17 protein-coding genes are annotated in these 25,108 nt (G+C 64.3%); 8 read left to right on the top strand and 9 right to left on the bottom strand.

The genetic code is table 11. The features are described from left to right. Positions 1-69: 69 nt before the first annotated feature. Complete coding sequence (gene gndA / locus ACN9MB_RS01095) at positions 70-1,479, top strand: NADP-dependent phosphogluconate dehydrogenase (protein ID WP_204637401.1); 1,410 nt, start codon at positions 70-72, stop codon at positions 1,477-1,479. Positions 1,480-1,520: 41 nt separating this feature from the next. After that, positions 1,521-2,348: a bifunctional DNA-formamidopyrimidine glycosylase/DNA-(apurinic or apyrimidinic site) lyase gene (gene mutM / locus ACN9MB_RS01090; protein ID WP_426270469.1), complete on the top strand. Its 828-nt coding sequence runs from the start codon at positions 1,521-1,523 to the stop codon at positions 2,346-2,348. A gap of 332 nt (positions 2,349-2,680) precedes the next feature. On the opposite strand, the gene ACN9MB_RS01085 is transcribed toward mutM, so the two are convergent. The 6 genes from ACN9MB_RS01085 to ACN9MB_RS01060 all read right to left on the bottom strand — a co-directional run bounded on the left by ACN9MB_RS01085 (position 2,681) and on the right by ACN9MB_RS01060 (position 8,581). Further along, entirely contained in the window at positions 2,681-3,745 is a 1,065-nt protein-coding gene (locus ACN9MB_RS01085; protein ID WP_426270468.1) for an IS30 family transposase, read from the bottom strand. Positions 3,746-4,021: 276 nt separating this feature from the next. Then, a complete protein-coding gene (locus ACN9MB_RS01080; protein ID WP_204637886.1) occupies positions 4,022-4,777 on the bottom strand; it encodes a hypothetical protein in 756 nt (251 codons plus the stop codon). 33 nt (positions 4,778-4,810) lie between these two features. Continuing rightward, positions 4,811-5,443, bottom strand: coding sequence for a thymidine kinase (locus tag ACN9MB_RS01075; RefSeq protein WP_204637887.1), 633 nt, complete (start codon positions 5,441-5,443; stop codon positions 4,811-4,813). A gap of 56 nt (positions 5,444-5,499) precedes the next feature. After that, positions 5,500-6,858: an NAD(P)/FAD-dependent oxidoreductase gene (locus tag ACN9MB_RS01070; RefSeq protein ID WP_426270467.1), complete on the bottom strand. Its 1,359-nt coding sequence runs from the start codon at positions 6,856-6,858 to the stop codon at positions 5,500-5,502. A gap of 58 nt (positions 6,859-6,916) precedes the next feature. After that, entirely contained in the window at positions 6,917-7,717 is an 801-nt protein-coding gene (locus ACN9MB_RS01065) for a hypothetical protein (RefSeq protein WP_426270466.1), read from the bottom strand. Positions 7,718-7,843: 126 nt separating this feature from the next. Further along, a complete protein-coding gene (locus ACN9MB_RS01060; RefSeq protein WP_426270465.1) occupies positions 7,844-8,581 on the bottom strand; it encodes a hypothetical protein in 738 nt (245 codons plus the stop codon). Positions 8,582-8,701: 120 nt separating this feature from the next. On the opposite strand from ACN9MB_RS01060, the gene ACN9MB_RS01055 reads away from it, so the two are divergent. Continuing rightward, positions 8,702-10,684 carry a UvrD-helicase domain-containing protein gene (locus ACN9MB_RS01055; RefSeq protein WP_426270464.1) on the top strand — a complete coding sequence of 661 codons (1,983 nt, stop codon included), beginning with the start codon at positions 8,702-8,704 and terminating at the stop codon, positions 10,682-10,684. 77 nt (positions 10,685-10,761) lie between these two features. After that, entirely contained in the window at positions 10,762-12,339 is a 1,578-nt protein-coding gene (locus tag ACN9MB_RS01050) for a sulfotransferase (protein ID WP_426270463.1), read from the top strand. Positions 12,340-12,409: 70 nt separating this feature from the next. Here ACN9MB_RS01050 and ACN9MB_RS01045 read toward each other — a convergent pair whose 3' ends face one another. Continuing rightward, positions 12,410-15,319 carry a TonB-dependent receptor domain-containing protein gene (locus ACN9MB_RS01045; protein ID WP_204637893.1) on the bottom strand — a complete coding sequence of 970 codons (2,910 nt, stop codon included), beginning with the start codon at positions 15,317-15,319 and terminating at the stop codon, positions 12,410-12,412. A 456-nt stretch (positions 15,320-15,775) separates the two neighbouring features. Continuing rightward, the gene (locus ACN9MB_RS01040; protein WP_204637894.1) at positions 15,776-16,804 is read right to left on the bottom strand and encodes an AI-2E family transporter; all 1,029 of its coding nucleotides are present in this window, start codon (positions 16,802-16,804) and stop codon (positions 15,776-15,778) included. 163 nt (positions 16,805-16,967) lie between these two features. On the opposite strand from ACN9MB_RS01040, the gene ACN9MB_RS01035 reads away from it, so the two are divergent. The 4 genes from ACN9MB_RS01035 to ACN9MB_RS01020 all read left to right on the top strand — a co-directional run bounded on the left by ACN9MB_RS01035 (position 16,968) and on the right by ACN9MB_RS01020 (position 23,399). Continuing rightward, positions 16,968-17,870, top strand: a complete 903-nt coding sequence (locus ACN9MB_RS01035) for a 5'-nucleotidase, lipoprotein e(P4) family (RefSeq protein WP_204637895.1) — start codon at positions 16,968-16,970, stop codon at positions 17,868-17,870. Between the two features lie 319 nt (positions 17,871-18,189). Next, positions 18,190-19,191 (top strand): hypothetical protein, encoded by a 1,002-nt coding sequence (locus ACN9MB_RS01030; RefSeq protein ID WP_426270462.1) that lies wholly within the window; start codon positions 18,190-18,192, stop codon positions 19,189-19,191. Between the two features lie 133 nt (positions 19,192-19,324). Continuing rightward, a complete protein-coding gene (gene plsB / locus ACN9MB_RS01025) occupies positions 19,325-21,961 on the top strand; it encodes a glycerol-3-phosphate 1-O-acyltransferase PlsB (protein ID WP_426270461.1) in 2,637 nt (878 codons plus the stop codon). 79 nt (positions 21,962-22,040) lie between these two features. Continuing rightward, positions 22,041-23,399 carry a metal-dependent hydrolase family protein gene (locus ACN9MB_RS01020; protein WP_204637898.1) on the top strand — a complete coding sequence of 453 codons (1,359 nt, stop codon included), beginning with the start codon at positions 22,041-22,043 and terminating at the stop codon, positions 23,397-23,399. 316 nt (positions 23,400-23,715) lie between these two features. Here ACN9MB_RS01020 and ACN9MB_RS01015 read toward each other — a convergent pair whose 3' ends face one another. After that, complete coding sequence (locus ACN9MB_RS01015; protein ID WP_426270460.1) at positions 23,716-24,780, bottom strand: IS30 family transposase; 1,065 nt, start codon at positions 24,778-24,780, stop codon at positions 23,716-23,718. Positions 24,781-25,108 lie beyond the last annotated feature (328 nt).

Raw genomic sequence — 25,108 nt, 5'->3', positions numbered from 1 at the left:
CCAGGGCGTACCTTGCACCGTCCAGCAGACTCCCCATATGGGATTGCACACCTCGACAGGAGCGACGACATGAGCAAGCAGGCGATCGGCGTAGTAGGCATGGCCGTGATGGGCAGCAACCTCGCCCTGAACATCGAAAGTCGCGGGCACGCCGTGTCGATCTACAACCGGCATCGCGAGCGTACCGATGAAGTCGTGGCGCAGAATCCCGGCAAGAAGCTGGTGCCGGCGTACACGCTCGAGGATTTCGTCGCCTCGCTGGAGAAGCCGCGCCGCATCCTGCTGATGGTGAAAGCCGGCGAACCGACCGACGCCACGCTGGCGCAGTTGAAACCGCTGCTCGACAAGGGCGACATCGTCATCGACGGCGGCAACACGTTCTTCAAGGACACCATGCGCCGCGAGAGCGAGATGAGCTCGGCGGGACTGCACTTCATCGGCACTGGCGTGTCCGGCGGCGAGGAAGGTGCGTTGCACGGTCCGTCGATCATGCCGGGCGGCCCGCGCGAAGCGTATGACCTGGTGGCTCCCATCCTCACCGAGATCGCCGCGCGTGCGCCCGATGGCGAACCCTGCGTGGCCTATATGGGCCCAAACGGCGCAGGCCATTACGTGAAGATGGTGCATAACGGCATCGAATACGGCGACATGCAGCTGATCGCCGAGAGCTACGCCGTGTTGCATCACGTGCTCGGCCTCAGCAACGAGGAACTGGCCGAGGTATACGCCGACTGGAACAAGGGCGAGCTCGACAGTTATCTGATCAGCATCACCGCCGACATCTTCGCCAAGAAGGACAAGGACACCGGCAAGGCGATGGTCGACATCATCCTCGACCGCGCCGCGCAGAAGGGCACCGGCAAGTGGACCAGCCAGAGCGCGCTCGACCTGGGCGTGCCGCTGCCGCTGATCACCGAGTCGGTGTTCGCGCGCCTGCTCTCCGCGCTGAAGGACGAGCGCGTGGCGGCGAGCAAGATCCTCAAGGGTCCGCCGACGGGCAAGTTCGATGGCGATCGCAAGGCATTCGTCGAAGCCGTGAGGCGCGCGTTGTACCTGAGCAAGATCGTCTCCTACGCGCAGGGCTTTGCGCAGCTTCGCGCGGCGTCGGACGAATATCAGTGGGACCTGCCGTACGGCACCATCGCACGCATCTTCCGCGCCGGCTGCATCATCCGCGCGCGCTTCCTGCAGAAGATCACCGATGCCTACGAGCGCGATGCGCAGCTGAAGAATCTGCTGCTCGATCCGTACTTCCGCGATATCGCCACCGAGTACCAGGGCGCCCTGCGCGAGGTGGTCGCGGCGGCGGTGAAGGCCGGCGTGCCGGTGCCGTGTTTCTCGTCCGCCGTTGCGTACTACGACAGCTACCGTGCCGAACACCTGCCCGCGAACCTGATCCAGGCGCAGCGCGATTACTTCGGCGCGCACACCTTCGAGCGCGTGGACAAGCAAGGCAGCTTCCACAACGACTGGAGCTGATGCGTTCGTGTTGCATCCACCAGCCCTGACCGGGATACGCAGTGCCTGAATTGCCAGAAGTCGAAACCACCCGCCGTGGCATTGCCCCGCATGTGATCGGACGACGCGTCACCGGCGTGGTGTTGCGCCGTCCCGACCTGCGCTGGCCGATTCCGCCGGAGATCACCACGCAGCTGCCGGGCCAGCGTATCGATGCGGTGGAACGGCGCGCCAAGTATCTGCTGCTGCATACGCAGATCGGCAGCGCGCTGTTTCACCTGGGCATGACCGGTGTGCTGCGCGTGCTGCCACCCGATGCGCTGGTCGGCAAGCACGACCACGTGGACATCGCACTGGAACCCACCGCGACCGAAGGGCCGCGCGTGCTGCGCTTCACCGACGCGCGCCGCTTCGGTTCCCTGCTGTGGCAGCCAGCGGGAGAAACGCACGAGTTGCTGGCGGAACTGGGGCCTGAACCGCTCACCGACGATTTCGATGGCGACCTGCTTTGGCGGCTGTCGCGAGGGCGCAAGGCCGCGGTGAAGTTGTTCCTGATGGATAAGGCGGTCGTGGTGGGCGTGGGCAATATCTACGCAAGCGAGGCGCTGTTCGCTGCGGGCATCGATCCACGCAAGCCTGCCGGCTCGATTTCCCGAGCGCGTTATGCGCGATTGGCGGCCGAGGTGAAACGCATCCTGGCCTGGGCGATCGAACGCGGCGGAACGACGTTGCGGGATTTCATCAATCCGGATGGCGCACCGGGGTACTTCTTTCGCGAGTTGCAGGTATATGGACGCGAGGGCGAGGCCTGCCGCGTGTGCGGAACACCGGTGAAGCAGGTGGTGTTGGGGCAGCGCTCGACGTTCTGGTGTGGAAAGTGCCAGAAATAGCTGGCCACTCGCGGGAACTGTGGGAGCACACCCTGTGCGCGACCGCCACGCTGGGATGTACCGCTCCGTAGGTTTGTCGCGCACAGGGTGCGCTCCCACAGTAGACCTGAGCCCTTTGGCTCCAGCTCTCAGCTCTCGGCTCCCAGGGGTCCCCGTATGACGCGGCGGGTGGGTGGAGGAAAGCCCGCAGGGTGGCCCGCATGGATGCGGGCCAGTTTTTCGCCAGGGCAGGATGCCCTGTCGAAAAACCCCGCAACCCACCCGCGCACCTGGAGGGCCGCAGGCCCGGAAGGCGCGTCATCCGGGGGGCCCTTTCTTTTGGTTAGGCGGTGTCAATCTAGAAGTGCATCATCGATCGCTTGGGCGAGGTCATCGCGCCCCAGCGCACGCATGAACATCTCCGCCGGACAGTGGTAGTCGAGGGTGGCCCGCGGTCGCAGATTCATCTCCCGCGCAATCGCATCGAGTTTGCGTTGGCTATGCACCGACAGGTCGGTGCCTTTGGGTAGGTACTGACGCAGCAAACCGTTGGTGTTCTCGCAGATGCCGCGCTGCCAGGGACTGTGTGGATCGGCGAAGTAAATCGCCAGCCCCGTGCGTTTGGAGAGGGTCTTGTACAGCGCCATCTCCTTGCCCTGGTCATAGGTCAGCGTTTGACGCAGCGTCGCCGGTAACGGACCGAACGCCCGGCTGAAGCCCTTGAGCGCATCCTCGGCCGCGCACCCTTCCATCTTCACCAGCTTCAGAAACAACGTGCGTCGATCCACCAGCACGCCTACCGACGACTGATTGCGTGCGCCTTTGAGGAAGTCGCCTTCCCAGTGGCCCGGCAACAAGCGTTCATTGGCCTCCGGCGGTCGATCATGAATGCTTGGCAGATCGTGCATGCGGCCGCGCCGATTGGCGCCTTGGCCGCGCGGGCGGCGCGCGCACTTGTGCTGGCGCAACAGTGCCACCAGCCCTCGCCGCAGCTCCCCGCGCGGAGCGGCATAGATCGCGGTGTAAATCGTCTCGTGAGACACGTGCTTGGCCGGCTCGTCGGGATGCTGTCGGCGCAGTGTGCGACTGACCTCTTGCGGTGACCAGCGCCGGGCCAACAAATGGCGCACCAGACGCCACAAGGCGCTCTCACGATGCAATTTACGCGGCCGGCGTGCCTGATGGGCCAAGCGACGGGCCCGATGGCCGGCGCGACGCGCGTCATAGCCGAGCCTCGGACGCCCCAGGCGAGGGCACATCGACGCCTCCCGCTGACCGTTACGCGCCAGCTCTCGCGAGATCGTGCTGGGCGAGCGGTCTAGCAGTATCGCCAGCTGCCGGGCGCTGTCCCCGCGTGCCTTGCCCACCATGATCGCGCCTCGCTCTTCGGCGCTTAGATGGTTGTAGTCCTGACCCATGCATCACCTCCAGAGGGGTGTTGCACTTGATATTAGAGACCGCCTTACTTTTCTTTGGGCAAGCAAAGAAAAGTGACCCGGGCCGCGGCAGCGGCACGGAAGCCCGCGGCAGGCGAGCAAGCTGGCGAACACGCGACAACTAAACACCGAGGCTCTGGATCCCGGCGTGCGCCGGGATGACGAGCGAAGAGGACTGTGGCACGTCCACACAATGAGGCTAGATTGCCCCCTCACCCCAACCCTCTCCCCGCAGGGGAGAGGGAGCAAAGCGAGGCATCACTCCGGCCAGCGAAACTCCACAAACGTATTGTTGAAATCCGCATCCTCCAGGCCGCCACCCAGAGTGGCTACCAACGTCATCCCGTCAGCCTCCAACTCCTGGCCTTCGGCGAACCGCGCCCCCAGCGCCTCCAGTTCCACCAGGCGCTCACACAACAAACCCGCGCGATCGCTATCGGCTTCGGGAATGTTGCGAATACTGATGTCCGGACGGCCAAACTTGCGCATGCCGCGCGTGTGCACCCAGTAATTCCCGTTCTTCTCGGTATCGCGCAGGATCAACAGGTGATTGCGGATCGGGGCACCATCGCGCACCACGAAGTGACGGCGCCAGGTATCGGCGTCATAGAGGTTAAGCGTTTGCGGATCGAGGATGGCCACGCCACCCATGTCGAGCAGCGCGGCGAGTACGCCCAGCGTATCGCGCAGATAACCGGTGTCGGTGCTGTCGGGCAGCTGCCCGCGGATCACCAATACTTCCGGTGCATCGATCGCCTGCCGGTAGGCTTCGGGGGCGCCATCCTTGAACATGCGCCCGACACTGCCACGCAACGGATAGCCATCCCATTGGCGCAGCTGCGCGTGGTTGTGGCTGGTCATCTCCACGCCGTCGGGCAGGCCTTCGCTGCCGTAGTCCAGCGACGGTGCCCGGCCTGACTGGAATTTTCCGAACACGAAGAACTGCAACAGGATGTGTTCGTTGCTGGACTGCCAATGCGGGCGCTGCCAGGCGGGGAAAGGGATTTTGCTCATACCGTTACCATTCCTTAGAGGGATGCGAAGGACTCAATGTCCCTCGCCCAGCGGCAGCACCGGCTGCTGCAGTTCGATCCTGCCGTGCCCTTCCGTAATGTTCTTGAACTCGGCGCGGCTCACCGAGACATAGCGGTCGTTGCCGCCGATCTCAACCTGCGGGCCTTCGGTCACCGCACGGCCCTGTTCATCCACGCGCACCACCATGGTGGCCTTGCGGCCGGTGTGGCAGATGGTCTTGATCTCGTCCAGGTTGTCCGCCCAGGCAAGCAGGTAACGGCTGCCCTCGAACAGCTCGCCGCGGAAATCGGTGCGCAAGCCATAGGCGAGCACCGGGATATTGAGCTTGTCCACCACGTCGCTCAGCTGCCACACCTGCGCCTTGCTGAGAAACTGCGCCTCGTCGACGAACACGCAATGCAGCGGGCCGCGGGCCGCGATGTCTCCCTGCACCAGCGCAAGCAGGTCCTCCTCGCCGCTAAAGCGCACCGCATTCGCCTTCAGGCCGATGCGCGAGGCCACCACGCCCTCGCCGTAGCGACTGTCCAGCGCCGGCGTGAGGATGAGCGTGCGCATGCCGCGCTCGTGGTAGTTGTAGGCGCTCTGCAGCAAGGTCGTGGTCTTGCCGGCATTCATCGCCGAATAATAGAAATAGAGCTTGGCCATGACGGTTCCTGTGGCGGGGCGCTGATGTTACCCGGTTGCCCTGTCGCCTTCAGCGCCTATTCGCTGTCCAGCGGCGTGGTGCCGCCGGTGAATTGCGAGCGGGCCTGCGCCAGGCGCTCGTGTCGATCGGCTCGCCAGCGACTCCAGTTGCGCAGGGAGAGGATGCGGTAGACGCCCTTGAATGCCAGGATGCGGCTCCAGACCTTGAACGAATCGAACACGTCGCCCGCCAGCATCGAGATGACGCCCTGCTCGATCTGGAACGTATTGCGCGGTGAACTGAAGGCCTGCCGCATGATCGGCCCGTTGAAGCGGTAGATGAAGAACGCAAACCGCTTCATGCCGCGGCGCTGCCGGCGTTCCAGGCGACGCTGCAGAGCGACCTCGCGCGAAGGATCGCGCAACGCGGCATCCACCACCGCGACCGCCTGCTCCGCTCCGCTCATGGCCAGGTACACCCCGGAGGAAAACACTGGATCGAGGAAGGCGAACGCGTCGCCGATCAGCACCCAGCCCGGACCCGCCATGCGTGTGGAGTCGTACGAGTAGTTGCCGGTCACGCGCACTTCGTTGTCGATCAACTCGGCGCGTTCGATGCGCTTCCACAAGGCAGGATTCTGGCGCAACGTTTCCAGCAGGAAATCCGTGGTGCGGCCGCGGCGCTGCTTGAGGTAACCGGGCCAGCACACCGCACCCACGCTCATCACGCCATCGGGCAGTGGAATCATCCACATCCAGCCGTAATCGAAGCGGTAGATGCTGATGTTGCCCGCGTGCTCGCCGGGCCGCGCTTCCGCGCCGCGGAAATGGCCGAAGATCGCCGCGCTCTGATGCTCGGCATTCTTGCGCTTGAGCTTCTTCTTGCTGGAGAGGAAGGCATCGCGGCCCGAAGCATCCACCACATAGCGCGCGCGGATGCTGTACGGCTCGCCGTTGTCGCGGCTTACCTGCACGCGCCAGTCGTGCGTGCCAAGCTCTTCCACGCTGCGTACTTCGTGACCTTCGCGCGCATCGGCGCCGTTCTGCGCGGCATGGCGGAACAGCATTTCATCGAAATCCTGCCGCCTCACCTGGTACGCATGCGGCGGGCTGCGACCCAGCGCACGCGCGAATTCGAAGGTGATGTAGCCCTCCTCGTTATCGGCTTCGAAATCGGCGCCCGGCTTGAACACGCCCAGCGCGCGAACCTTGTCCATCACACCCAGCCGCTCGAAGATCGGCAGGTTCATCGGCAGCAGCGATTCGCCGATGTGAAAGCGCGGATGATGATCTTTTTCCAAGGCAATGACGCGATATCCGCGCCGCACCAGCAAGGTGGCGGCCGTGCTACCCGCAGGGCCGCCGCCAATCACCACCACGTCACACTGATCGTGGACTTCCGAAGTCGCCTCTATCACATCCCATCCCCACGCCATGTCCCATCCGCATTATGGCCGCGCGGCGCCGGCCATGGGACATCGCGCGGTGGATTGTTCAGCCCCGCGGCGGCGAATCGGGCGTGGGCGAGAACTGCAACGGTGCGCCCACTTCGACATTCCCCTGCAGCGGGCCCTTGAAGCGCCACTGCAGGTCCTTCAGGTGGAGGTAGTCGTCCGCCGACCACGCCGCGCTGCTGTAGTACTGGCTCAGCTGCGTGATGTTGTTGTCGTTGAGGTAGCCTCTGACGCTGCCTCCAAAGGCCGTGCCCACCCCACCCAGCGAGCGGGCAACGACGCCATTGCCCACGTAGCCCGTGTGGCTGCCGGTGGCTTGCAGGGCGACGCGGGACAATTCGGCCGCCAGATGTTGCTGGCCCCGCTCGTCCGAGTATTCGTCGTAGATCTGCTTACCCACCGCGATGGCTTCGTCGCGCTCGGACGGACTCAGGCGGTTCCAGTAGAGCTCGCGCTGGATCAGCAGGTCGTGGTAACCGCGATCGGCGGCAAGATCCATCCATGCGTAGGCCCGCGGACGATCGACCGCGGTGCCCTCGCCGTTCCAGTACATCGTGGCCACCATGGCCTCGGAAGGCTTGTCGCCATAACGCGCCGCCGAGGTGAACATCTCGAGCGCCCGCTTCTTGTCGCCCGCCTTGTAGGCGTCTGCGCCAAGGGTGCGGAAATAGAGATCCGAGTGGTGCTCGATCACGCCGGGCTCGGCCAGCGCCTGCTCCAGCACACCGAGCTGCTTGAGGTCCTCCGGATGTGCGGCCGGATCCGATGTCTGCGCCATGCTCCATCCCGGCGCGGCCGCCAGCATGGCGATACAAAGACTGCACAGGACTGCCTTGGTCATATCACGCTCTCCTTGGTGATCCGACGCTGCCGGGCGGCCAAAGCCAGACACGCCGGGGACATACACGCTCGATCAAGCCACAACACCAGCCTGCTGGCGATCGATCCGCCGCCGCGGCGTGCCGGGTCACGCGGCCGGCCGCGTCGAGTTGGCCCTAGGCGGTTCAACGGGCTCGGGATCGCCCACGTTGACACGGCTGTTCATCTGCAGCCCCCACTGCACGTCCTTGACCTGCAGGTACTCGGCGGTGTTCATGTGCAGCGCCTTGTCGTACTTGCTGAAGTCTTGCACCGTGTTGTCCCCGTACGAAGCGGTGACGGTGCCTACCCAGCCGACGTGACTGCCGGTGACCTGCGCGCGGCTGGAACCGATCTCCAGGGTGAGGCGTTTGGCGCCGGCGACATCGCCGTAGTCGGCATCGAGTGTCGGGCGCAGCTGCGCCGCCTTCGCGCGTTCGGCATCGCTCAATTGATCCATGTAGAGCTGTCGCTGGCGCTGCAGCTCGGGATAGCCGCGACTGGCGGCAAGGTCCATCCACGCGTAGCCGAGCGCACGGTCCTTGGCCACGCCATCGCCCGTCCAGTACATGATGCCCACCAGGGCCTGCGAGGTCTTGTCGGCATAGCGGGATGCCAGGCGGAAGTAGTGGAAGGCATCGCGACGGCGACCCTCGCGATAGGACTCCATGCCCTTGTTGCGATAGCGCAGGTCGCTGTGGGCGTCGACAAACAGGGGCGATTCCATGCCGCCGAGCAGCTCGGTGCTGCGTTTGATGTCGGTGGCGTCGTCGGCCTGCTGCGCCGATGCATGCCCCGCCCACGCGAGCACCAGGATCACCATGCCCAAGACCGCCAGTCTGCCCATCTCACGCTCCCGTGATGCGCGGGTGGCGGCACTGCGCGACCCGTGGCTGGAGGCAGCATAGCCTGCTTTGGGCGAGGGCGCTCTGTTACCATCGGGCGCCGTCCAGCGATCGCGCCAACCATGCTCAATCCCCAACAATTGGCCGCCGTAGAGCACTGTGACGGGCCACTGCTGGTGTTGGCTGGCGCGGGCTCGGGCAAGACCTCGGTGATCACGCAGAAGATCGCGTATCTGATCGCCCGCAAGAAGCTGGCACCCTCGCGCATTGCCGCCATCACCTTCACCAACAAGGCCGCGAAGGAAATGCGCGAGCGCGTGGCCAAGCTGATCAGCAGCGAGGACGCCGCGGCGCTCACCGTGTGCACCTTCCACGCGCTGGGGCTGAAATTCCTGCAGATGGAGCATGTGCGCGCCGGCCTGCGCAAGGGCTTTTCGGTGCTCGATGCGGACGACAGCGAAGGCATCATCAAGGAACTGGCGCCCAAGGGCATCAAGCCCGATGTGTTGTTCGGCATCCGCAACCTGGTCAGTCGCGCCAAGAACGCGGGCTTGTCGCCGGAAGAGGCGCTGGCCGCCGCGCGCAGCCCGCGCGAGCTGGACGCCGCCACCATCTACGAGCTGTACCAGGCGCGTCTCAACGCGTTCAATGCGGTGGATTTCGACGACCTGATCCGCCTGCCGCTGCGCATCCTCGAAAGCGACGAGGAATGCCGCACCGTGTGGCGCGAACGCCTGCGCTATCTGCTGGTGGACGAATACCAGGACACCAACGACGCGCAGTATCGGCTGCTGAAGGCGCTGGCCGGCGAGCGCGGCAGCTTCACCTGCGTGGGCGACGACGACCAGTCGATCTATGCATGGCGCGGCGCGAATCCGGAGAACATCGACCAGCTCGGCAAGGACTGGCCCAGCCTGCGCGTGATCAAGCTGGAGCAGAACTACCGTTGCGGCAAGCGCATCCTTCGCGCGGCCAACAAGCTGATCGCCCACAACCCGCATCTGCACGAAAAGAAGCTGTGGAGCGAGCACCCGGAAGGCGCGCAGATCCGCGTGCTGGAGTGCAAGGAAAACGAACACGAAGCCGAGCGCGTGGCCGCCATTGCCGCCTCGCTGGCGGAAAAGCACAAGGCGCGCTGGCACGACATCGCCATCCTCTACCGGGGCAATTTCCAGGCGCGTCCGCTGGAAAAAGCGCTGCGCCTGGCGCGCGTGCCCTATCACCTGTCCGGTGCGCTGAGCTTTCTCGATCGCGCGGAAGTGAAGGACCTGCTGTGCTACTTCCGCCTGCTCACCAATCCCAGCGATGACGCCGCCTTTCTGCGCGTGGTGAACGTACCCAAGCGCGAGATCGGTTCCACCACGCTGGAGAAACTCGGCGAGATCGCCCAGACACGTCACGCACCCTTGCTGGATGCCGCACGCAGCGATGCCGTGCTGCGCCAGTTGTCACCACGTCCGGCCTCGGCGCTGGCCTCGTTCACGCAGCTGATGGACGAGTTGCGCAGCGCGTCGCTGCACCAGAGCGCGGCCGACCTGGTGGAAACCGTGCTGCAACGCACGGGCTACGCGGCCCACGTGGCGGCCAGCACCACCGACGCCACGCTGCGCGAGCGCCGCCTGGGCAACCTGCGCGAACTGGCCGACTGGTTCCGCGCCATGCAGCGCAACGACAACACCACCGGCGACCTGGCCGCCCAGCTCGCCCTGCTCACCCATGCCGACCGCGACGAACCGGGCAATGCCGTGCGCATGATGACGCTGCACGCCGCCAAAGGACTGGAGTTCCGCTTCGTCTTCATCGTCGGCTGCGAGGAAGGCACGCTGCCGCACGACGGCGCCATCGACGAGGGGCGTATCGACGAGGAGCGGCGCCTGATGTACGTGGGCATCACCCGCGCGAAGGAGATGCTCACGCTGTCCTGGTCGGCCAAGACCAAGCGCTACGGCGAAGTGCACAGCAACCAGCCCAGCCGCTTCCTGCACGAGCTGCCGCAGGACGACCTGCACTGGCAGGGCAAGGACCCGGAGGCGGACAAGGAAGTGGTGCGCGAGACGGCCCAGTCGCATATGGCGAAGATTGCGGCGATGCTGGCGGGCGGCTGATCCTTTCCCGCCAGGGACGGTATCTCCGCCACCGCCGTCCCGTAGAATCGGTCGCGTGCATCCTGACTCGGAATACCATGACCGACCCGGCTGACCTCTACGCCCAGCTCGTCCAGGCTTTCAACCAGCGACAGTGGCAACGCGCACGCGAACTTGCCGCCCGGTTGCTTCCCTTGGCGCCCGATCACGGGGGCGTCTACTACATCGCCGGCATCGCGTCGCTCGAACTCGGATTCATGCCGTATGCCCTTGGCCTGCTGCATAAGGCGACCGATCTCGAGCCGGGCCGTGCCGATTTCGCCGCGCAGTTCGCCAAGGCCCTGGCGATGGTGCGCCGCTCGAAAGAAGCGCTGGCTGTCGCCGACAGGGCCATGGCCTTGAAGCCCGGCGATCCGTTTAGCTTCGACACGCTGGGCACCGTCTACACGCAAAGCCATGCCCATGAGCGCGCGGCAGAGGCGTTTGGCGCTGCCTCCGAACTGGAGCCCAGGCAGGCCGCTTACCGCTTCAATCTGGCGACGTCGCTGGTAGCGAACGGCGACATGGATGCCGCGGAGCGCGCGCTGGAAACCTGCATCGCACTCGACCCCACGTTCTGGAAAGCGCATCTGACGCTGGCGCAACTGCGCAAGCAGGCGCCGGCCAGCAACCACACGGCCCGACTTGAGCTGCTCGCCGCAAGCCATCCTCGTGACGGAGACGCGCAGACCTACCTACACATGGCACTCGCCAAGGAATACGAAGATCTCGGCGACTATGCCCGCGCGTTCGACAGCCTGACGCGAGGCAAGGCGCCAGGCAAGGCGATGGAGCGCTACACGCGCGCGGCGGACAAGGCGATCTTCGATGCCCTGATCGAATCGTTTCCCTTTCCGATGACCCACACCAACGGCGATCCGACCCACGAGCCCATCTTCGTGATCGGCATGCCGCGTTCCGGCACCACGCTGGTCGAGCGGATCATCTCCAGCCATCCGGACGTCTATTCGGCCGGCGAGCTGCAGAACTTCGGCGTGCTGGTCAAACGACTGAGCGGCAGCGCGACGCCGGAATTGTTCGACCTCGATACAGTTCGCCGTGCGCAGCAGCTCGACTGGGCCACGCTTGGTTCCGAATACCTCGCCAGCACGCGGCCGGCGACCGGTCATCGTCCGCGCTTCATCGACAAGCTGCCGCACAACTTCCTCTACGCGGGACATATCGCGCACGCGCTGCCCCACGCGAAGATCATCTGCCTGCGACGCGATCCGGTGGACACCTGCCTGAGCAATTTCCGGCAACTGTTCGCTGCCCTGTCGTCGTACTACGGCTACTCGTTCGATCTGTTGGATACCGGCTTTCATTACCTCCAGTTCGAACGCATCATGGCTCACTGGAAGCGAGTGATGCCGGGACGCGTGCTGGAGGTTTCCTATGAGGCGCTGGTCGACCACCAGGAGGAACGCTCGCGCGAGCTGCTGGCATTCTGCGGCCTGCCGTGGGATGAGCGATGCCTTCGCTTCGAAGCGAACGAGGCACCCGTCAACACCGCCAGCGCCGTGCAGGTACGAAACTCGATCTACCGCACGTCGATGAAGCGCTGGAAGCGATACGAAGCGCAGCTTGGCCCCCTGCTCGACCTGCTGACCCAGGCGGGTGTGACGATCGAGCGCTAGCAGCCGGCCTGAAACAAAAAAACGGCCCCGACACGCGGGGCCGTTCCTCGACACATCGATGTCCGGCGGCTTAGTGGTTGCTGCCGAACTTGTAGTTCGCTTCGAGGTAGATCGCACGGCCGAACACGTTGTAGTTGTCCGTGTTGTACGGCGAGTTGGTCAGACCGTCGTAGCTGTCATCCTTCGGCGGCATCTTGTTGAACACGTTGTTCACCAGCAACGAGAGGCCGAGGTTCTTGAGCGGATTGTAGGTGACGCTCGCGTTGTACAGGATCCACGGCGCCAGCTTGCCGGTGCCCGGCGCGGTGTAGTTGTCCACCAGCGTGGCTTCGTAGTTGGGCGAGCTGCCGTAGCGGTTGAAGTACACCGTTGCCGACCACTCGTCCTTGCTCCAGGTCAGCGAGCCATTGGCCTTGCTCTTGAAGTCCGTACCGTTCGGATACGCCGCCGGGTGACGCAGTACGTCGATCTTCGGATCCGTCGCGTAGTCCTGCGTGGTGTGCTTGAGCACGTCCGAATAGGACAACGCAAGCGCCAGCTGGCCGAAGGCTCCCACCGGTTGCACGTAACTGAAGTTCGCCGTGATCGCGTTGAGTTCCTCGCTGGCGATATTCAACTTGGGCGTGGTGATGTTCGTGATCTGGCCGAGCAGGCCGTTGTTGCCCGGACCGCGGGTGATCAGGTTGAACGCCTGGGTACACAGCTGCGAGGACATGCTGTACGTGCCGACGTCGCAGAGGTACTGCGTGCGGGACAACTGATCCGCATTGATCTGCGCGACTTCGTTGTTGATGTTCCAGTGCAGGTAGTCGATGCCCAGCGACATGCGCTCGACCGGAGCCCACACGAAGCCGTAACTCCACACCTTCGCGGTGATCGGCTGCAGGTCCGGATTGCCGTAGGTCAGGCCCTTGTACTGCGTGTTGTCGTATGGGTTCTTACATGCGACGGAAGCCACCTCCGGCGGCACGCCCATGCGATTGCAGTTCAGGTAGTCGGTGACGGTGTTGTAGTAGTTGCTGGGGCCCTGGAACTCATCGGCCAGCGTCGGCACCTTGAAAGCGGAGCCGTAGCGGCCGCGCAGCAGGAAGGTATCGAGCGGACGGTATTCCAGGCCGACGTTGTAGGTCGGGTGGCTCACCGTGTGACCGTCGACGTTGTAGCTGTCGTAGCGCAGCGAGGTATCCATCACGAGTTGCTCAAGCAACGGCATGCGCAGCTCGGCCGTACCCGCATAACGGGAACGGTGACCCGAACCCGGCGTCGAACTGGTACCCCACACGTAGGGATCCACATTGCCGTTCACGTCGGTGATGGTTTGCAGCAGACGCGGATCGGGCGTCGAATCCCAACCCTGGTTGCCGCCTTCCAGCACCACGGCAAGACCGGCATCGCCACCGGCCATGCGGAACAGCGACTGATTGGTCAGCTGACCGCGGATCATGTTGTCCCAGGTCTTCGACTCGGACGTGGTGTAGCCCGTGAAGGAACGGAAGTCCGACGTGGAGACCGGGCTATACAGCTTGCCGTAGTCGGGCGTGAAAATCGGGTAGCCGGAATAGGTGCCCTGCTGGCGGCCCAGCACATGGTCGGAGAAGTACTGCTCGATCGGGCCCGCGAAACGCTGGAAGTCGCGGTTGACCAGGTGGTCATCGGAATGGGTGAAGCCCAGGTCGTAATCCCAGTTCGATTGTCCGATGGTGCCCTTGCCGCCCAAAGTCAGCATGTACGAGTTCTCGTACTGCTTGTTCATGATGTTTGAGTAGCCGCCCACTTCTTCCGGCGTGAAGATGCGCTGCACCAGCGCCAGGGTGCCCAGGTTCGGATCCCAGTAGTAGCCGCCGCCTGAGGCCGCGGTGTCGACCTGGGTGCTCCAGAACGTGGTGTTGGTACCCGAGGTGAACTTCTGTTCCTGGTAGTTGTAGAGCAGGTCGCCGTACAACTGCAGGTTATCGTTCACGTCGAACGTCGAGTGCGAGTAGAGGTTCGCCGACTTGGTCTGGTTGTCGATCGTCGAGTAGCCCGCACTCGGGAACGAACCGCAGAACTGGCCGCGGCCGGGACGATTCTGCAGACCTTCCTGACCGTTGTAACCGCTCGACACGCCGGCGCAATTGCTGGGATCGAGCATGAGGTACTTACCGGCGATGGCGTCCAGCACCAGATAGTCGCGCGAAGCCACGGCGGGGGTCGTACCATTCTGGTTGTAGGTCTTGGTCAGATCGCGGTCATAACCCCAGATCGGACGCTGCTGCTCGTACTGCACGCCGATCATCGTGTTGAATTTGCCGAAGTTGAAGCTGTCGGCAAAGCTGATGCGTTGGTTTGCACCGCCGCCCTCGGAGAAGGCACCGGCGCGCACATCGATGGTCGGGGCGTCGACGTGCTTCTTCAGCACGATGTTGACGACGCCAGCAATGGCATCCGAACCGTACAGCGACGACTGTCCACCCGGCAGGACGTCGATGTGGTCGACCATCTCCATCGGAATATTGCTGATGTTGTTGAACACATCGCTGCCGTTGTACAGGCCGGGGAAGTTGCCCATTGGCCGGCCATCGATCAGATACTTGGTGAAGCCCACCGGCAGACCGAACATGCTCAGCGTCTGCGCACCGGTGGTGAACGAGTTGTTGTCCTGCGGTCCCTGCACGCTACCGGTGGCAAACGAGGCCTGCTGCAACGCCTCGGCCACGGTAGTGAAGCCACGGGCCTTCATGTCTTCCGCGGTGATGCTGATCACCGGCTGGGCTGTTTCCACCTGCGATTGAGGAATCAGCGAACCGGTCACCGTAACGGCTTCGAGCTTCTTGGCTTTCTTGGTCGCGTCTTCGTCCTGCGCGCCGCTTTGCGACGAGTTGGATGTGTCCTGCGGCGACGATGGTGCGGGTGTGGAGGCGTCGGTGGCCGCGAGGGTCGCGGACGCATAGCCGAGCGCCAGGGCTGCCAGGACGGCAGCCGTCAGCTTGGACTTCAACATCTTTTGTCTCCCCTACACTTGAAAGTCAGACATCACGCCGTCCCCCGGCGCGGGCTGTACAGGGAACCCGACAAGTCCTCTTTCCCTTAGGACGTTGTCGTCTACCGCTATTCCCTGTCGTAGGGTTCTTATCACGAAACTTTTCTTTTACAAATGAAGGGTTTGTGAAACGCAAGTTCCTGCACTGAGCGTCCACTCACTGCTTGTCATGTAAATGGGAGATGACAGCTAAAATTTGACGCCAGCTGTTTCACATGGCTCGATTAGGTCGTTCAGCGACGCTAATCACGCGCCTTGGATTCCCCGAAACGCATGATATTTCGATCACTAAAAGTGCACTTATGTGCTTGATAAGTGATGGCGTTCGCAAGAAAACTTACGCATAACTTGCGAAACGCGTGCTGTCTGACCTCAAAGGCCTGCGCCCGGAGCCAGTCACACCCATGCGTTTCCGGCCTAGATCAGCCGCTCCGCTTCCAGCTCGCTCTTGAGATAGGCGTAGTAGATCGGCGCAGCGATCAGCCCGGCGAGACCGAACGCGGCCTCCATCAACAACATCGCCACCAGCAGTTCCCAGGCCCGTGCGCGGATCTGGCTGCCGACGATGCGCGCGTTGAGGAAATACTCGAGCTTGTGGATGAGGATCAGGAAACCCAGCGCCGCCACGCCAACGCCAAGCGAGATCGACAGGCCGGCTATGGTGATCGCCGTGTTGGAAATCAGATTGCCGATCACCGGCAACAAGCCCACGATGAAGGTGACCACCACCAGCGTCTTGGCGAGCGGCACGTGGATGTCCATCAGCGGCAGCACGCCGAGCAGGAAGATCGCGGTGAACGCGGTATTGAGCAGGGAGATCTTGATCTGCGCGAACACGATGTTGTGGAACGCTTCGGCAAGACGCTGCGCGCGCAGGCCAAGCGCCGAGGCAAGCGGACCGACCTGATGTGCCGGCCGCGTGCGACTCAGCGCCACGATCGCACCGAGCACCATGCCGATCAGGATGTGCACGAACACACGTGCTGCTTCCTTGCCGATGGTCTGCAGGCTCACCGAATGCTTGCGGGTGAGTTCCAGCGCCATCACGCGCAGATCGTCCACGCTGTCGGGCAACCAGCCGACGATGGAGGTCGGCAACTGTTCGCGCGCCTTCTCCACCAGCGGCATCAGTTGCTCCTGCCACATCTGCTCCGGATTGCCGATCTCCGTGCGCAGGAAGCTCACCGCGCCGAGGATCAGCAATACCAGCAGCCCGACCACGATGGTGCCGAGCAAGGCCACCACCAGCACACGCGCCCGATCGCTCGGTACGCGCTGGCCCAGCAGCGGTGCGGTGGACTGCACCAGCTCGTAGACCAGCAGGCCGGCAAACAGCGCCGGCAGCAAACGCAGGCCCAACACCAGCACCAGCGCGATGCCGGCCAGCACATAGCTTGTGATGCGGATGGCGGGCGAGGACGGGCGGATGTTCGCGGCAGGGTCCATGCAACTTCATGCGGGCAAGGGGGATGCGGCCAGTCTGTCAGTAGCCGTTGAGGGCCGCCAGCCCTGTCTTTCGCGTACGCCGATGGCCGTGCTGCCGGGTGTCGACATGCCTCTGTCGTAAACTTGCCCGATTCTGCGCGCTCTGTTTACTAGGGAATCCGTTATGTCCGTTCGTTTGTCGGCAGCGCTTGCCGCGCTGGTCCTGCTTGCCGGTTGTTCCACTGCCACCCCGACCAAGGCGCCCGTGCCTGCTGTTCCGGCCGCGCCCGTCGCCGCCGCTCCGGCACCCGCCGCGCCCGCCGATGACAACCTCAATGCGGTTGCCTGGAGCCAGACGGCGATCGAGCATGACCTGATCTATCTGCAGACCTATCGCGATGCGCAGTCGCGCCTGCTGGCGGCCCTGGCCGACAAGCAATGGGACGCGCTGCCCAAGGATGACCGCGCCGCCCCGGCCAAGGAGCTGAAGCCGGCCGTGGTGCTCGACATCGACGAAACCGTGCTCGACAACTCGCCCTATCAGGCGCGCCTGATCAAGAACGGCGGCGAGTACAACGAGGCCGACTGGGCCGCCTGGTGCAACGAACAGCGCGCCCGCGCCCTGCCCGGCGTGGTGGAGTTCACCCAGTTCGCGGCCAAGCACGGCATTGCGGTGATCTACATTTCCAACCGCGCCAAGGACCTGGACCAGGCCACCCTGGCCAACCTGCGCAAGGCCGGGCTGCCGGTGTCGGGTCCGGAGGCTTTCCTGGGTCTGGGTACCTTCGTGGAAGACTGCGAGCAGATCGGCACCGAAAAGGGTTGCCGCCGCCAGCTGATCAGCCACAAATATCGCGTGTTGATGCAGTTTGGCGACCAGATCGGCGATTTTGTGACCGTTCTGGCCAATAACGCCGCCGGCCGCCAGAAGGCCATGCAGCCCTACCTGGACTGGATCGGCACGCGCTGGTTCGTGTTGCCCAACCCGACCTATGGCGCTTGGGAGCCCGCATTGTTTAATAATGACTACACGGCGCCGCGCGACGAACGCCGCCGCCAGAAGATTCAATCGCTGCGTTTCGACTAAGATCAAACAAGTAAAATCAAACACTTACGCAGCATAATATAAAGCATTGCTTTAACTTTGACGGGGAAGTAACATCCTCCCCGCCAACACCTGCTGACCTTGATAATTCCGCAGGCAAGGCCATTTCCCTTCCGGCTCTGCCGGATTACCCCGTGAGGCTCAGCGCCCGCGGGGTTTTCTTTTTGGCGCTTTCTAAAGAGCGCTTGAACGGACTCTCAACTTGGCGTCCCGCCTCTTGTTCGCGCGGAGCCGACCCCCTTACGCTCCGCCGACCGCCCAAGCGCTGATCGCCGGGGCGCCACCCCAAGAGCCTGGTCCCATGCGTCGCTCATCCGTCTATTACGCCGTTGCCGCCTTCATTGCCCTGCTGGTGCTGGCCACGGCGGCCGCATTGTTCATGACCTCGCACCACCGGCACCTGGGACCCGTGCCGGTGGTCGCCGGTGGCGACACGCCCGAGGAATCGGTGCAGCAATCGGTTGCCCTGATCAAGGTCGGCGACTTCGCCGGCTTCTGGAAGCACGCCCTGCCGCCCGCCGACTACGACACGCTGCGTGCGGACTGGACCCGCCCGCGCCCCGACGAGCACCCGCTGACGCCGGAAGACCGGGCCGATTTCGTCAAGACCATGCAGCAGCTCACCGCACCGGATGCGGAAACCAAGCTGTACGCGGTGGCCAAGCCCAAGCTGACCCAGCTGCAGGCGCAATACCAGGACCAGGTGCCGGTGATGATCGGCATCTTCCAGGCCATTGCGGCCACCGGCGTATCGCAGAGCAAGGACCTCACCAACCTGCAGAAGCAACAGGCCACCGAAGTCATCAACGTGCTGGCGCCGTGGGCGCAGACGGTGCCGTGGTTCGACCAGGCCCGCGCCAAGCGCGTCGTCAGCATCGCCGTGGATACCGCCCGCAGGCTCGATCTGAAGACGCCCGAGCAACTGAAGGCGATGGACTTCGATACGGCCATGCAGAAGTACAGCGTCGGTTTCCTCGGCATCAAGCAGGCCTTGACCGTCTATGGCCTGTCGCTGGACGACACCTTCGATTCGGTGAAGGTCAGCACGGTGGAAAGCCGCAACGGCCACGCGCATGTGAAGATCGACTACACCCTGCTCGGCAAGCCGCTTTCCACCGAGTCGGACCTGATCCAGCAGGACGGCCGCTGGTACAGCGAAGACGTGCTGCAGAACGTGCGCGAAGCGCATCAGCGGCTGCTCGCTCCGCCGGCACCGGCGGGCAGTGCCGGCGCGCCGGCCACGGCCGCCAGCGTCGGTGCACCGATCCAGGCGCAGGCACCGACGCCACCCGCCAAGCACTAAGCCCGAACCAGAACACCTTGTTTACTTCTGCTCCGGTAAAAGGCCGGGGCGATGTCATGGGTGCGGTTCGCGATCTGCTCCGCCCAGCCCGAAAACCCCGGATCGGTCGGGGCCCACCAGTTACAATTGGGGAATGCAGAATATGTCGACCACGGACTCTCCCGCCCGTAGCCGCGCGCCCTGGTGGTTCAACCTGGCCGGGCAGTTGCTTGAACCCTGGATGCGCATCCGCCGCGATCCCGCCGAACCCGCTGCCCTGCTGCAGGCGGGCGTGCCGGTTTGCTATGTGATCGAGCGCGACGGGCTGTCCGATGCCCTGATCCTCGAGCGCGCCTGCCGCGAGGCCGGCCTGCCTTCGCCCATGCAGCCGCTGTCGGGCACGCGCCGCCGGCGCTCGGTGTTCGCGCTGGCCCGCCGCGACGGCTGGCTGTTCGGCCGCAACCGCAAGCGCTCGCCCAATGAGCCGCTCGGCCAGCTGGTGCGCTCGCTCGAAGGCCAGCCGGAACGCGACGTGCAGATCGTCCCCGTGTCGATCTATGTCGGCCGCGCTCCCACCCGCGAGTCGGGCTGGTTCAGTGTGCTGTTCTCGGAAAACTGGGTGATGGTGGGCCGCTTCCGCCGCATGCTGGCGCTGCTGCTCAATGGCCGCGACACGGTGGTGCACTTCTCCACCCCGGTGTCGTTGCGCACGGTGGTGAACGAAGCGGGCGACATCCGCCCCGAACGCCTCACCCGCAAGATCGCCCGCGTGCTGCGCACGCACTTCCGCCGCATCCGCGCGGCGGTGATCGGCCCCGACCTGTCGCATCGCCGCACCGTGGTCGATTCGGTGTTGAACGCCGAACCGGTGCGCACCGCCATCGCGGCCACGGCGGCGAAGGAAAACATCAGCCAGGCCAAGGCGTGGCGTCGCGCGCACGACCTGGTGATGGAAATCGCCGCCGACTATTCGCATCCGGTGGTGCGTTCGGCGTCGTTCCTGCTGTCCAACTTCTGGAACAAGCTGTACGACGGCATCCATATGCACCACTTCGACAAGGCCCGCGCTGCCGCGCCCGGCCATGAAGTGGTCTACGTGCCCTGCCATCGCAGCCATGCCGACTACCTGCTGATGTCCTACCAGCTGCACATGTCCGGCGTGGTGGTGCCGCATATCGCGGCGGGCGTGAACCTCAATCTGCCGGTGATCGGCCCGATCCTGCGGCGTGGCGGCGCGTTCTTCCTGCGCCGCAGCTTCAAGGGCAATGCGCTGTACTCGGTGGTGTTCAACGAATACGTGGCGCAGCTGATCGATCGCGGCGTGCCGATGGAATACTTCATCGAAGGCGGCCGCTCACGCACGGGCCGCCTGCTCGCGCCGCGCGCCGGTATGCTGGCGATGACGGTACGCGCATTCCTGCGCGCGCCGCGCCGACCGGTGCTGTTCCAGCCCGTGTACATCGGCTACGAGAAACTGATGGAGGGCAAGAGCTATATCGGCGAACTCTCCGGCAAGCCCAAGGAGAAGGAATCGCTGATCGGCCTGGTGCGCGGCCTCAAGGTGTTGCGCCAGCGCTATGGCCACGTCGCGCTGAATTTCGGCGAGCCGATCGAACTCAATCCCATGCTCGACGCCGCCAGCCCCGACTGGCGCACCGACGATCCCGACGCCAAGCCCGAATGGCTGGGCCGCGTGGTGGACGATCTGGCCGACAAGATCCAGATCAACATCAACCGCGCCGCGGACACGAACCCCATCAACCTGCTGGCGCTGGCGCTGCTCGCCACGCCCAAGCACGCGATGGCGGAAAACGACCTGCTCGCGCAACTCGAACTGATGAAGGGACTGCTGGAAGAGCTGCCCTATTCGGATCGCATGACGCTCACCGCGATGGACCCGGCCGGCATCATCGCCTATGGCGAGCAGATGGGCTGGATCCGCCGCGTGCGCCATCCGCTCGGCGACGTGCTGGTCACCGAAGACGAGCAGGCGGTGTTGCTGAGCTACTTCCGCAACAACGTGTTGCACCTCACCGCCACGGCGGCGTGGGTGGCTTCGTGCTTCCTCAACAATCGGCGCATGTCGCGCGCCTCGGTGCTGCGTCTGGGCCGGATCATTTATCCGTTCATCCAGGGCGAGCTGTTCCTGCCGTGGGATGCCGACGGTTTCTGCGCGCAGCTGCAGGCCACCATCGATTTCTTCGTGCGCCGCGGGCTGCTCGAAGCGACCGGCGATGGCCGCGTGCTCGAACGCGGCCCGGGCCAGGACGATGCGGCCTTCCAGCTCAAGATCATCGCGCGCAGCCTGATCCAGGCGTTCGAGCGCTACTACATCACCATCGCCGCGCTGGTGAAGAACGGGCCGCATACGCTTTCTTCGGCGGAGCTTGAGAACGCCTGCACGCTCACTGCGCAGCGCCTGAGCATGCTCAACGAATTGTCGGCGCCGGAGTTCTTCGACAAGGCGCTGTTCCGCGGCTTCATCCAGAAGCTGCGCGAGAACCGCATCGTGTGGACCGACGACGCCGGCAAGCTCGACTACGACACCGCGCTTGAAGGCATGGTGCGCGACGCCCGCGTGATCCTTTCCCGCGAAGTGCGCCATTCCATTCTCAAGATCACCCCGGGCGGCGATGGCGAGAAGGAAGCGTCGGCCGAGAAGCCGCTGCCTGCCGATGCCACCAGCGAGGCATTGCACGAGCGCCACGTGGCGGCCGAGCATCACGAGCACGCACCGGCGGAAGCAATCGCGGTGGAAGAAGACAGCAGCGACACGGCGTCCAAGAGCTGATCTCCGAGGGGTGACGAAAGTCACCCCTCTTGCCATGCGGGGCTGGCCTAAGATGGGCGCTTCATCCGGGGAGCTCATCATGACCACACGCGTTGCCTTCGCCATCGCCGCAGCCCTTGCGCTGCCCACCGCCATGGCGGCCGAACCCGCCCAGACACCGCCCGATGTCACCGTGCTGCAGTGTGCGCACATGGTCGACACCGCCGCCGGCAAGCTGTTGGGCGAGACCACGTTGGTGATTGAAGGCAAGCAGGTCAAGGAGATCAAGGCCGGCTATGTGGATTACAGCTCCTACGCCAACGCCGCCAAGGCCTCCGGCGCGAGCTTCCTGTATCAGAAGTTCATCGACGGCACCTGCCTGCCAGGCCTGATCGACGCGCACACGCACCTGACCGGCGAGACCAGCCCGACCGGTTATACCGACCAGTTCCGCTGGAACGTCGCCGATTACGCGGTGCGTTCCACCGTCTACGCACGCCGCACGCTGATGGCCGGCTTTACGGCCGTACGCAATCTGGGCGACGCCGCCAATGAATCGATCGCGCTGCGCAACGCCATCAACGCCGGCATCGTGCCGGGACCGCGCATCTTCACCGCCGGCAAGGCGATCGGCACCACCGGCGGCCATGCCGATCCCACCGACGGCTACCGCATGGATCTGCAGGGCGATCCGGGCCCGAAGGACGGCATCCTCAACAGCGTCGACGATGCCTACAAGACGGTGCGCCAGCACTACAAGGATGGCGTCGACGTGATCAAGATCATGCCCTCCGGTGGCGTGCTCGACGAAAGCAGCAGCGCTGACAACGCGCAGATGACCATCGAGGAGATCAAGGCCGTGGTCACCGCGGCGCACGACTACGGCTTCACCGTGGCTGCGCACGCGCACGGTGCCGAAGCCATTCGCCGCGCGGTGCTCGCCGGCGTGGACTCCATCGAGCACGGCACCTTCATGAACGACGAGGACATGAAGCTGATGAAGGAACACGGCACCTGGTACGTGCCGACCATCATCGCCGGCAAGTACGTGCAGGAAATGGCCGCCAAACCGGGCTATTACCCGCCGCAGGTCGCCGCCAAGGCACTGAAGGTCGGCCCTGTGATCCAGGCCACTGCCGGCAAGGCGTACAAGGCCGGCGTGAAGATCGCCTTCGGCACCGATGCGTCGGTCTACCCACACGGCCAGAACGCCAGGGAATTCGAATACATGGTGCAGGCCGGCATGCCCCCGATGTTCGTGCTGCAGGCGGCCACCACCCACGCCGCCGAACTGTTGCACAAGCAGAACGAACTGGGCCAGATCGCCGTGGGCCGCATGGCGGACATCATCGCCGTGCCCGGCAACCCGATCGAGGACATCACGGTGATGCAGAAGGTGAACTTCGTGATGAAGGGCGGCGTGATCTACAAGTCGGAAGTCAAGGAATTGGCGAACTAAGCCTGCCTCTGGCGCCCTCTCCCTTCTTGGGAGAGGGCTGAGGTGAGGGGCCGTGCTCGCGGGAACGGGCGCGCTCCCACAGTAGCCCTGCAGTTCTCGGCTCCGGCTCTTAGCTCCGGCTCTTGGCCCTTGGGGTCCCCGTATGACGCGGCGGGTGGGTGGAGGAAAGCCCGCAGGGTGGCCCGCAGGGATGCGGGCCAGTTTTTCGCCAGGGCAGGATGCCCTGTCGAAAAACCCCGTAACCCCCCGCGCACCTGGAGGGCGCTAGCCCGGAAGGCGCGTCATCCGGGGGGCCCTTTCTTTTGGTTAGGCGGTGTCAATCTAGAAGTGCATCATCGATCGCTTGGGCGAGGTCATCGCGCCCCAGCGCACGCATGAACATCTCCGCCGGACAGTGGTAGTCGAGGGTGGCCCGCGGTCGCAGATTCATCTCCCGCGCAATCGCATCGAGTTTGCGTTGGCTATGCACCGACAGGTCGGTGCCTTTGGGTAGGTACTGACGCAGCAAACCGTTGGTGTTCTCGCAGATGCCGCGCTGCCAGGGACTGTGTGGATCGGCGAAGTAAATCGCCAGTCCCGTGCGCTTGGAGAGCGTCTTGTACAGCGCCATCTCCTTGCCCTGGTCATAGGTCAGCGTTTGACGCAGCGTCGCCGGTAACGGACCGAACGCCCGGCTGAAGCCCTTGAGCGCATCCTCGGCCGCGCACCCTTCCATCTTCACCAGTTTCAGGAACAACGTGCGCCGATCCACCAGTACGCCCACCGACGACTGATTGCGCGCGCCTTTGAGGAAGTCGCCTTCCCAATGGCCCGGCAACAAGCGTTCATTGGCCTCCGGCGGGCGATCATGAATACTCGGCAGATCGTGCATGCGGCCACGCCGATTGGCGCCTTGGCCGCGCGGGCGGCGCGCGCACTTGTGCTGGCGCAACAGTGCCACCAGCCCTCGCCGCAGCTCCCCACGGGGAGCTGCATAGATCGCGGTGTAAATCGTCTCGTGAGACACGTGCTTGGCCGGCTCGTCGGGATGCTGTCGGCGCAGTGCGCGGCTCACCTCTTGCGGTGACCAGCGCCGGGCCAACAAGGAGCGCACCTGACGCCACAAGGCACTCTCACGATGCAACTTACGCGGCCGACGCGCCTGATGGGCCAAGCGACGGGCCCGATGGCCGGCGCGACGCGCGTCATAGCCGAGCGTCGGGCGCCCCAGACGAGGGCTGCCTGACGGCTCGCGGTGCCCGTTACGCGCCAGCTCCCGTGAGATCGTACTGGGCGACCGGCCCAGCAGCATCGCCAGCTGCCGGGCGCTCTCTCCACGTGCCTTGCCCACCATGATCGCGCCTCGCTCTTCGGCGCTTAGATGGTTGTAGTCCTGACCCATGCATCACCTCCAGAGGGGTGTTGCACTTGATATTAGAGACCGCCTTACTTTTCTTTGGGCAAGCAAAGAAAAGTGACCCGGCCTTCCCGAAAAGGGGACTAGCTTTGCGTCGCCGGCAGGAGGACGGAAGCCCGCGGCAGGCGAGCCAGGTCGCCGTATCGCGACAACCCAGCGCAAAGTCACTGGATGACCAGCCATTCGGCTGTTGAAAAGCGCCTCCGGCGTGCGCCGGGATGACGAGCTAGGGAACGTTCCCGCGAGCACCCGCCCCTCACCCCAGCCCTCTCCCCGCAGGGGAGAGGGAGAAAAGCGCCGCGTCGCATACAAC

This window comes from Dyella kyungheensis (assembly GCF_049913195.1).
Lineage (GTDB): Bacteria > Pseudomonadota > Gammaproteobacteria > Xanthomonadales > Rhodanobacteraceae > Dyella > Dyella kyungheensis.
This window is presented reverse-complemented; position numbering and strand designations above follow the sequence as displayed.

Coding starts and splice junctions, on each gene's coding strand:
- ACN9MB_RS01060 (WP_426270465.1), bottom strand. CDS start 8,581: ATGGGCAGACTGGCGGTCTTGGGCATGGTGATCCTGGTGCTCGCGTGG.
- ACN9MB_RS01045 (WP_204637893.1), bottom strand. CDS start 15,319: ATGTTGAAGTCCAAGCTGACGGCTGCCGTCCTGGCAGCCCTGGCGCTC.
- ACN9MB_RS01080 (WP_204637886.1), bottom strand. CDS start 4,777: ATGAGCAAAATCCCTTTCCCCGCCTGGCAGCGCCCGCATTGGCAGTCC.
- ACN9MB_RS01085 (WP_426270468.1), bottom strand. CDS start 3,745: ATGGGTCAGGACTACAACCATCTAAGCGCCGAAGAGCGAGGCGCGATC.
- ACN9MB_RS01030 (WP_426270462.1), top strand. CDS start 18,190: ATGCGTCGCTCATCCGTCTATTACGCCGTTGCCGCCTTCATTGCCCTG.
- ACN9MB_RS01055 (WP_426270464.1), top strand. CDS start 8,702: ATGCTCAATCCCCAACAATTGGCCGCCGTAGAGCACTGTGACGGGCCA.
- ACN9MB_RS01015 (WP_426270460.1), bottom strand. CDS start 24,780: ATGGGTCAGGACTACAACCATCTAAGCGCCGAAGAGCGAGGCGCGATC.
- ACN9MB_RS01040 (WP_204637894.1), bottom strand. CDS start 16,804: ATGGACCCTGCCGCGAACATCCGCCCGTCCTCGCCCGCCATCCGCATC.
- ACN9MB_RS01035 (WP_204637895.1), top strand. CDS start 16,968: ATGTCCGTTCGTTTGTCGGCAGCGCTTGCCGCGCTGGTCCTGCTTGCC.
- ACN9MB_RS01050 (WP_426270463.1), top strand. CDS start 10,762: ATGACCGACCCGGCTGACCTCTACGCCCAGCTCGTCCAGGCTTTCAAC.
- ACN9MB_RS01020 (WP_204637898.1), top strand. CDS start 22,041: ATGACCACACGCGTTGCCTTCGCCATCGCCGCAGCCCTTGCGCTGCCC.
- ACN9MB_RS01075 (WP_204637887.1), bottom strand. CDS start 5,443: ATGGCCAAGCTCTATTTCTATTATTCGGCGATGAATGCCGGCAAGACC.
- ACN9MB_RS01065 (WP_426270466.1), bottom strand. CDS start 7,717: ATGACCAAGGCAGTCCTGTGCAGTCTTTGTATCGCCATGCTGGCGGCC.
- ACN9MB_RS01070 (WP_426270467.1), bottom strand. CDS start 6,858: ATGGCGTGGGGATGGGATGTGATAGAGGCGACTTCGGAAGTCCACGAT.
- plsB (WP_426270461.1), top strand. CDS start 19,325: ATGCAGAATATGTCGACCACGGACTCTCCCGCCCGTAGCCGCGCGCCC.
- gndA (WP_204637401.1), top strand. CDS start 70: ATGAGCAAGCAGGCGATCGGCGTAGTAGGCATGGCCGTGATGGGCAGC.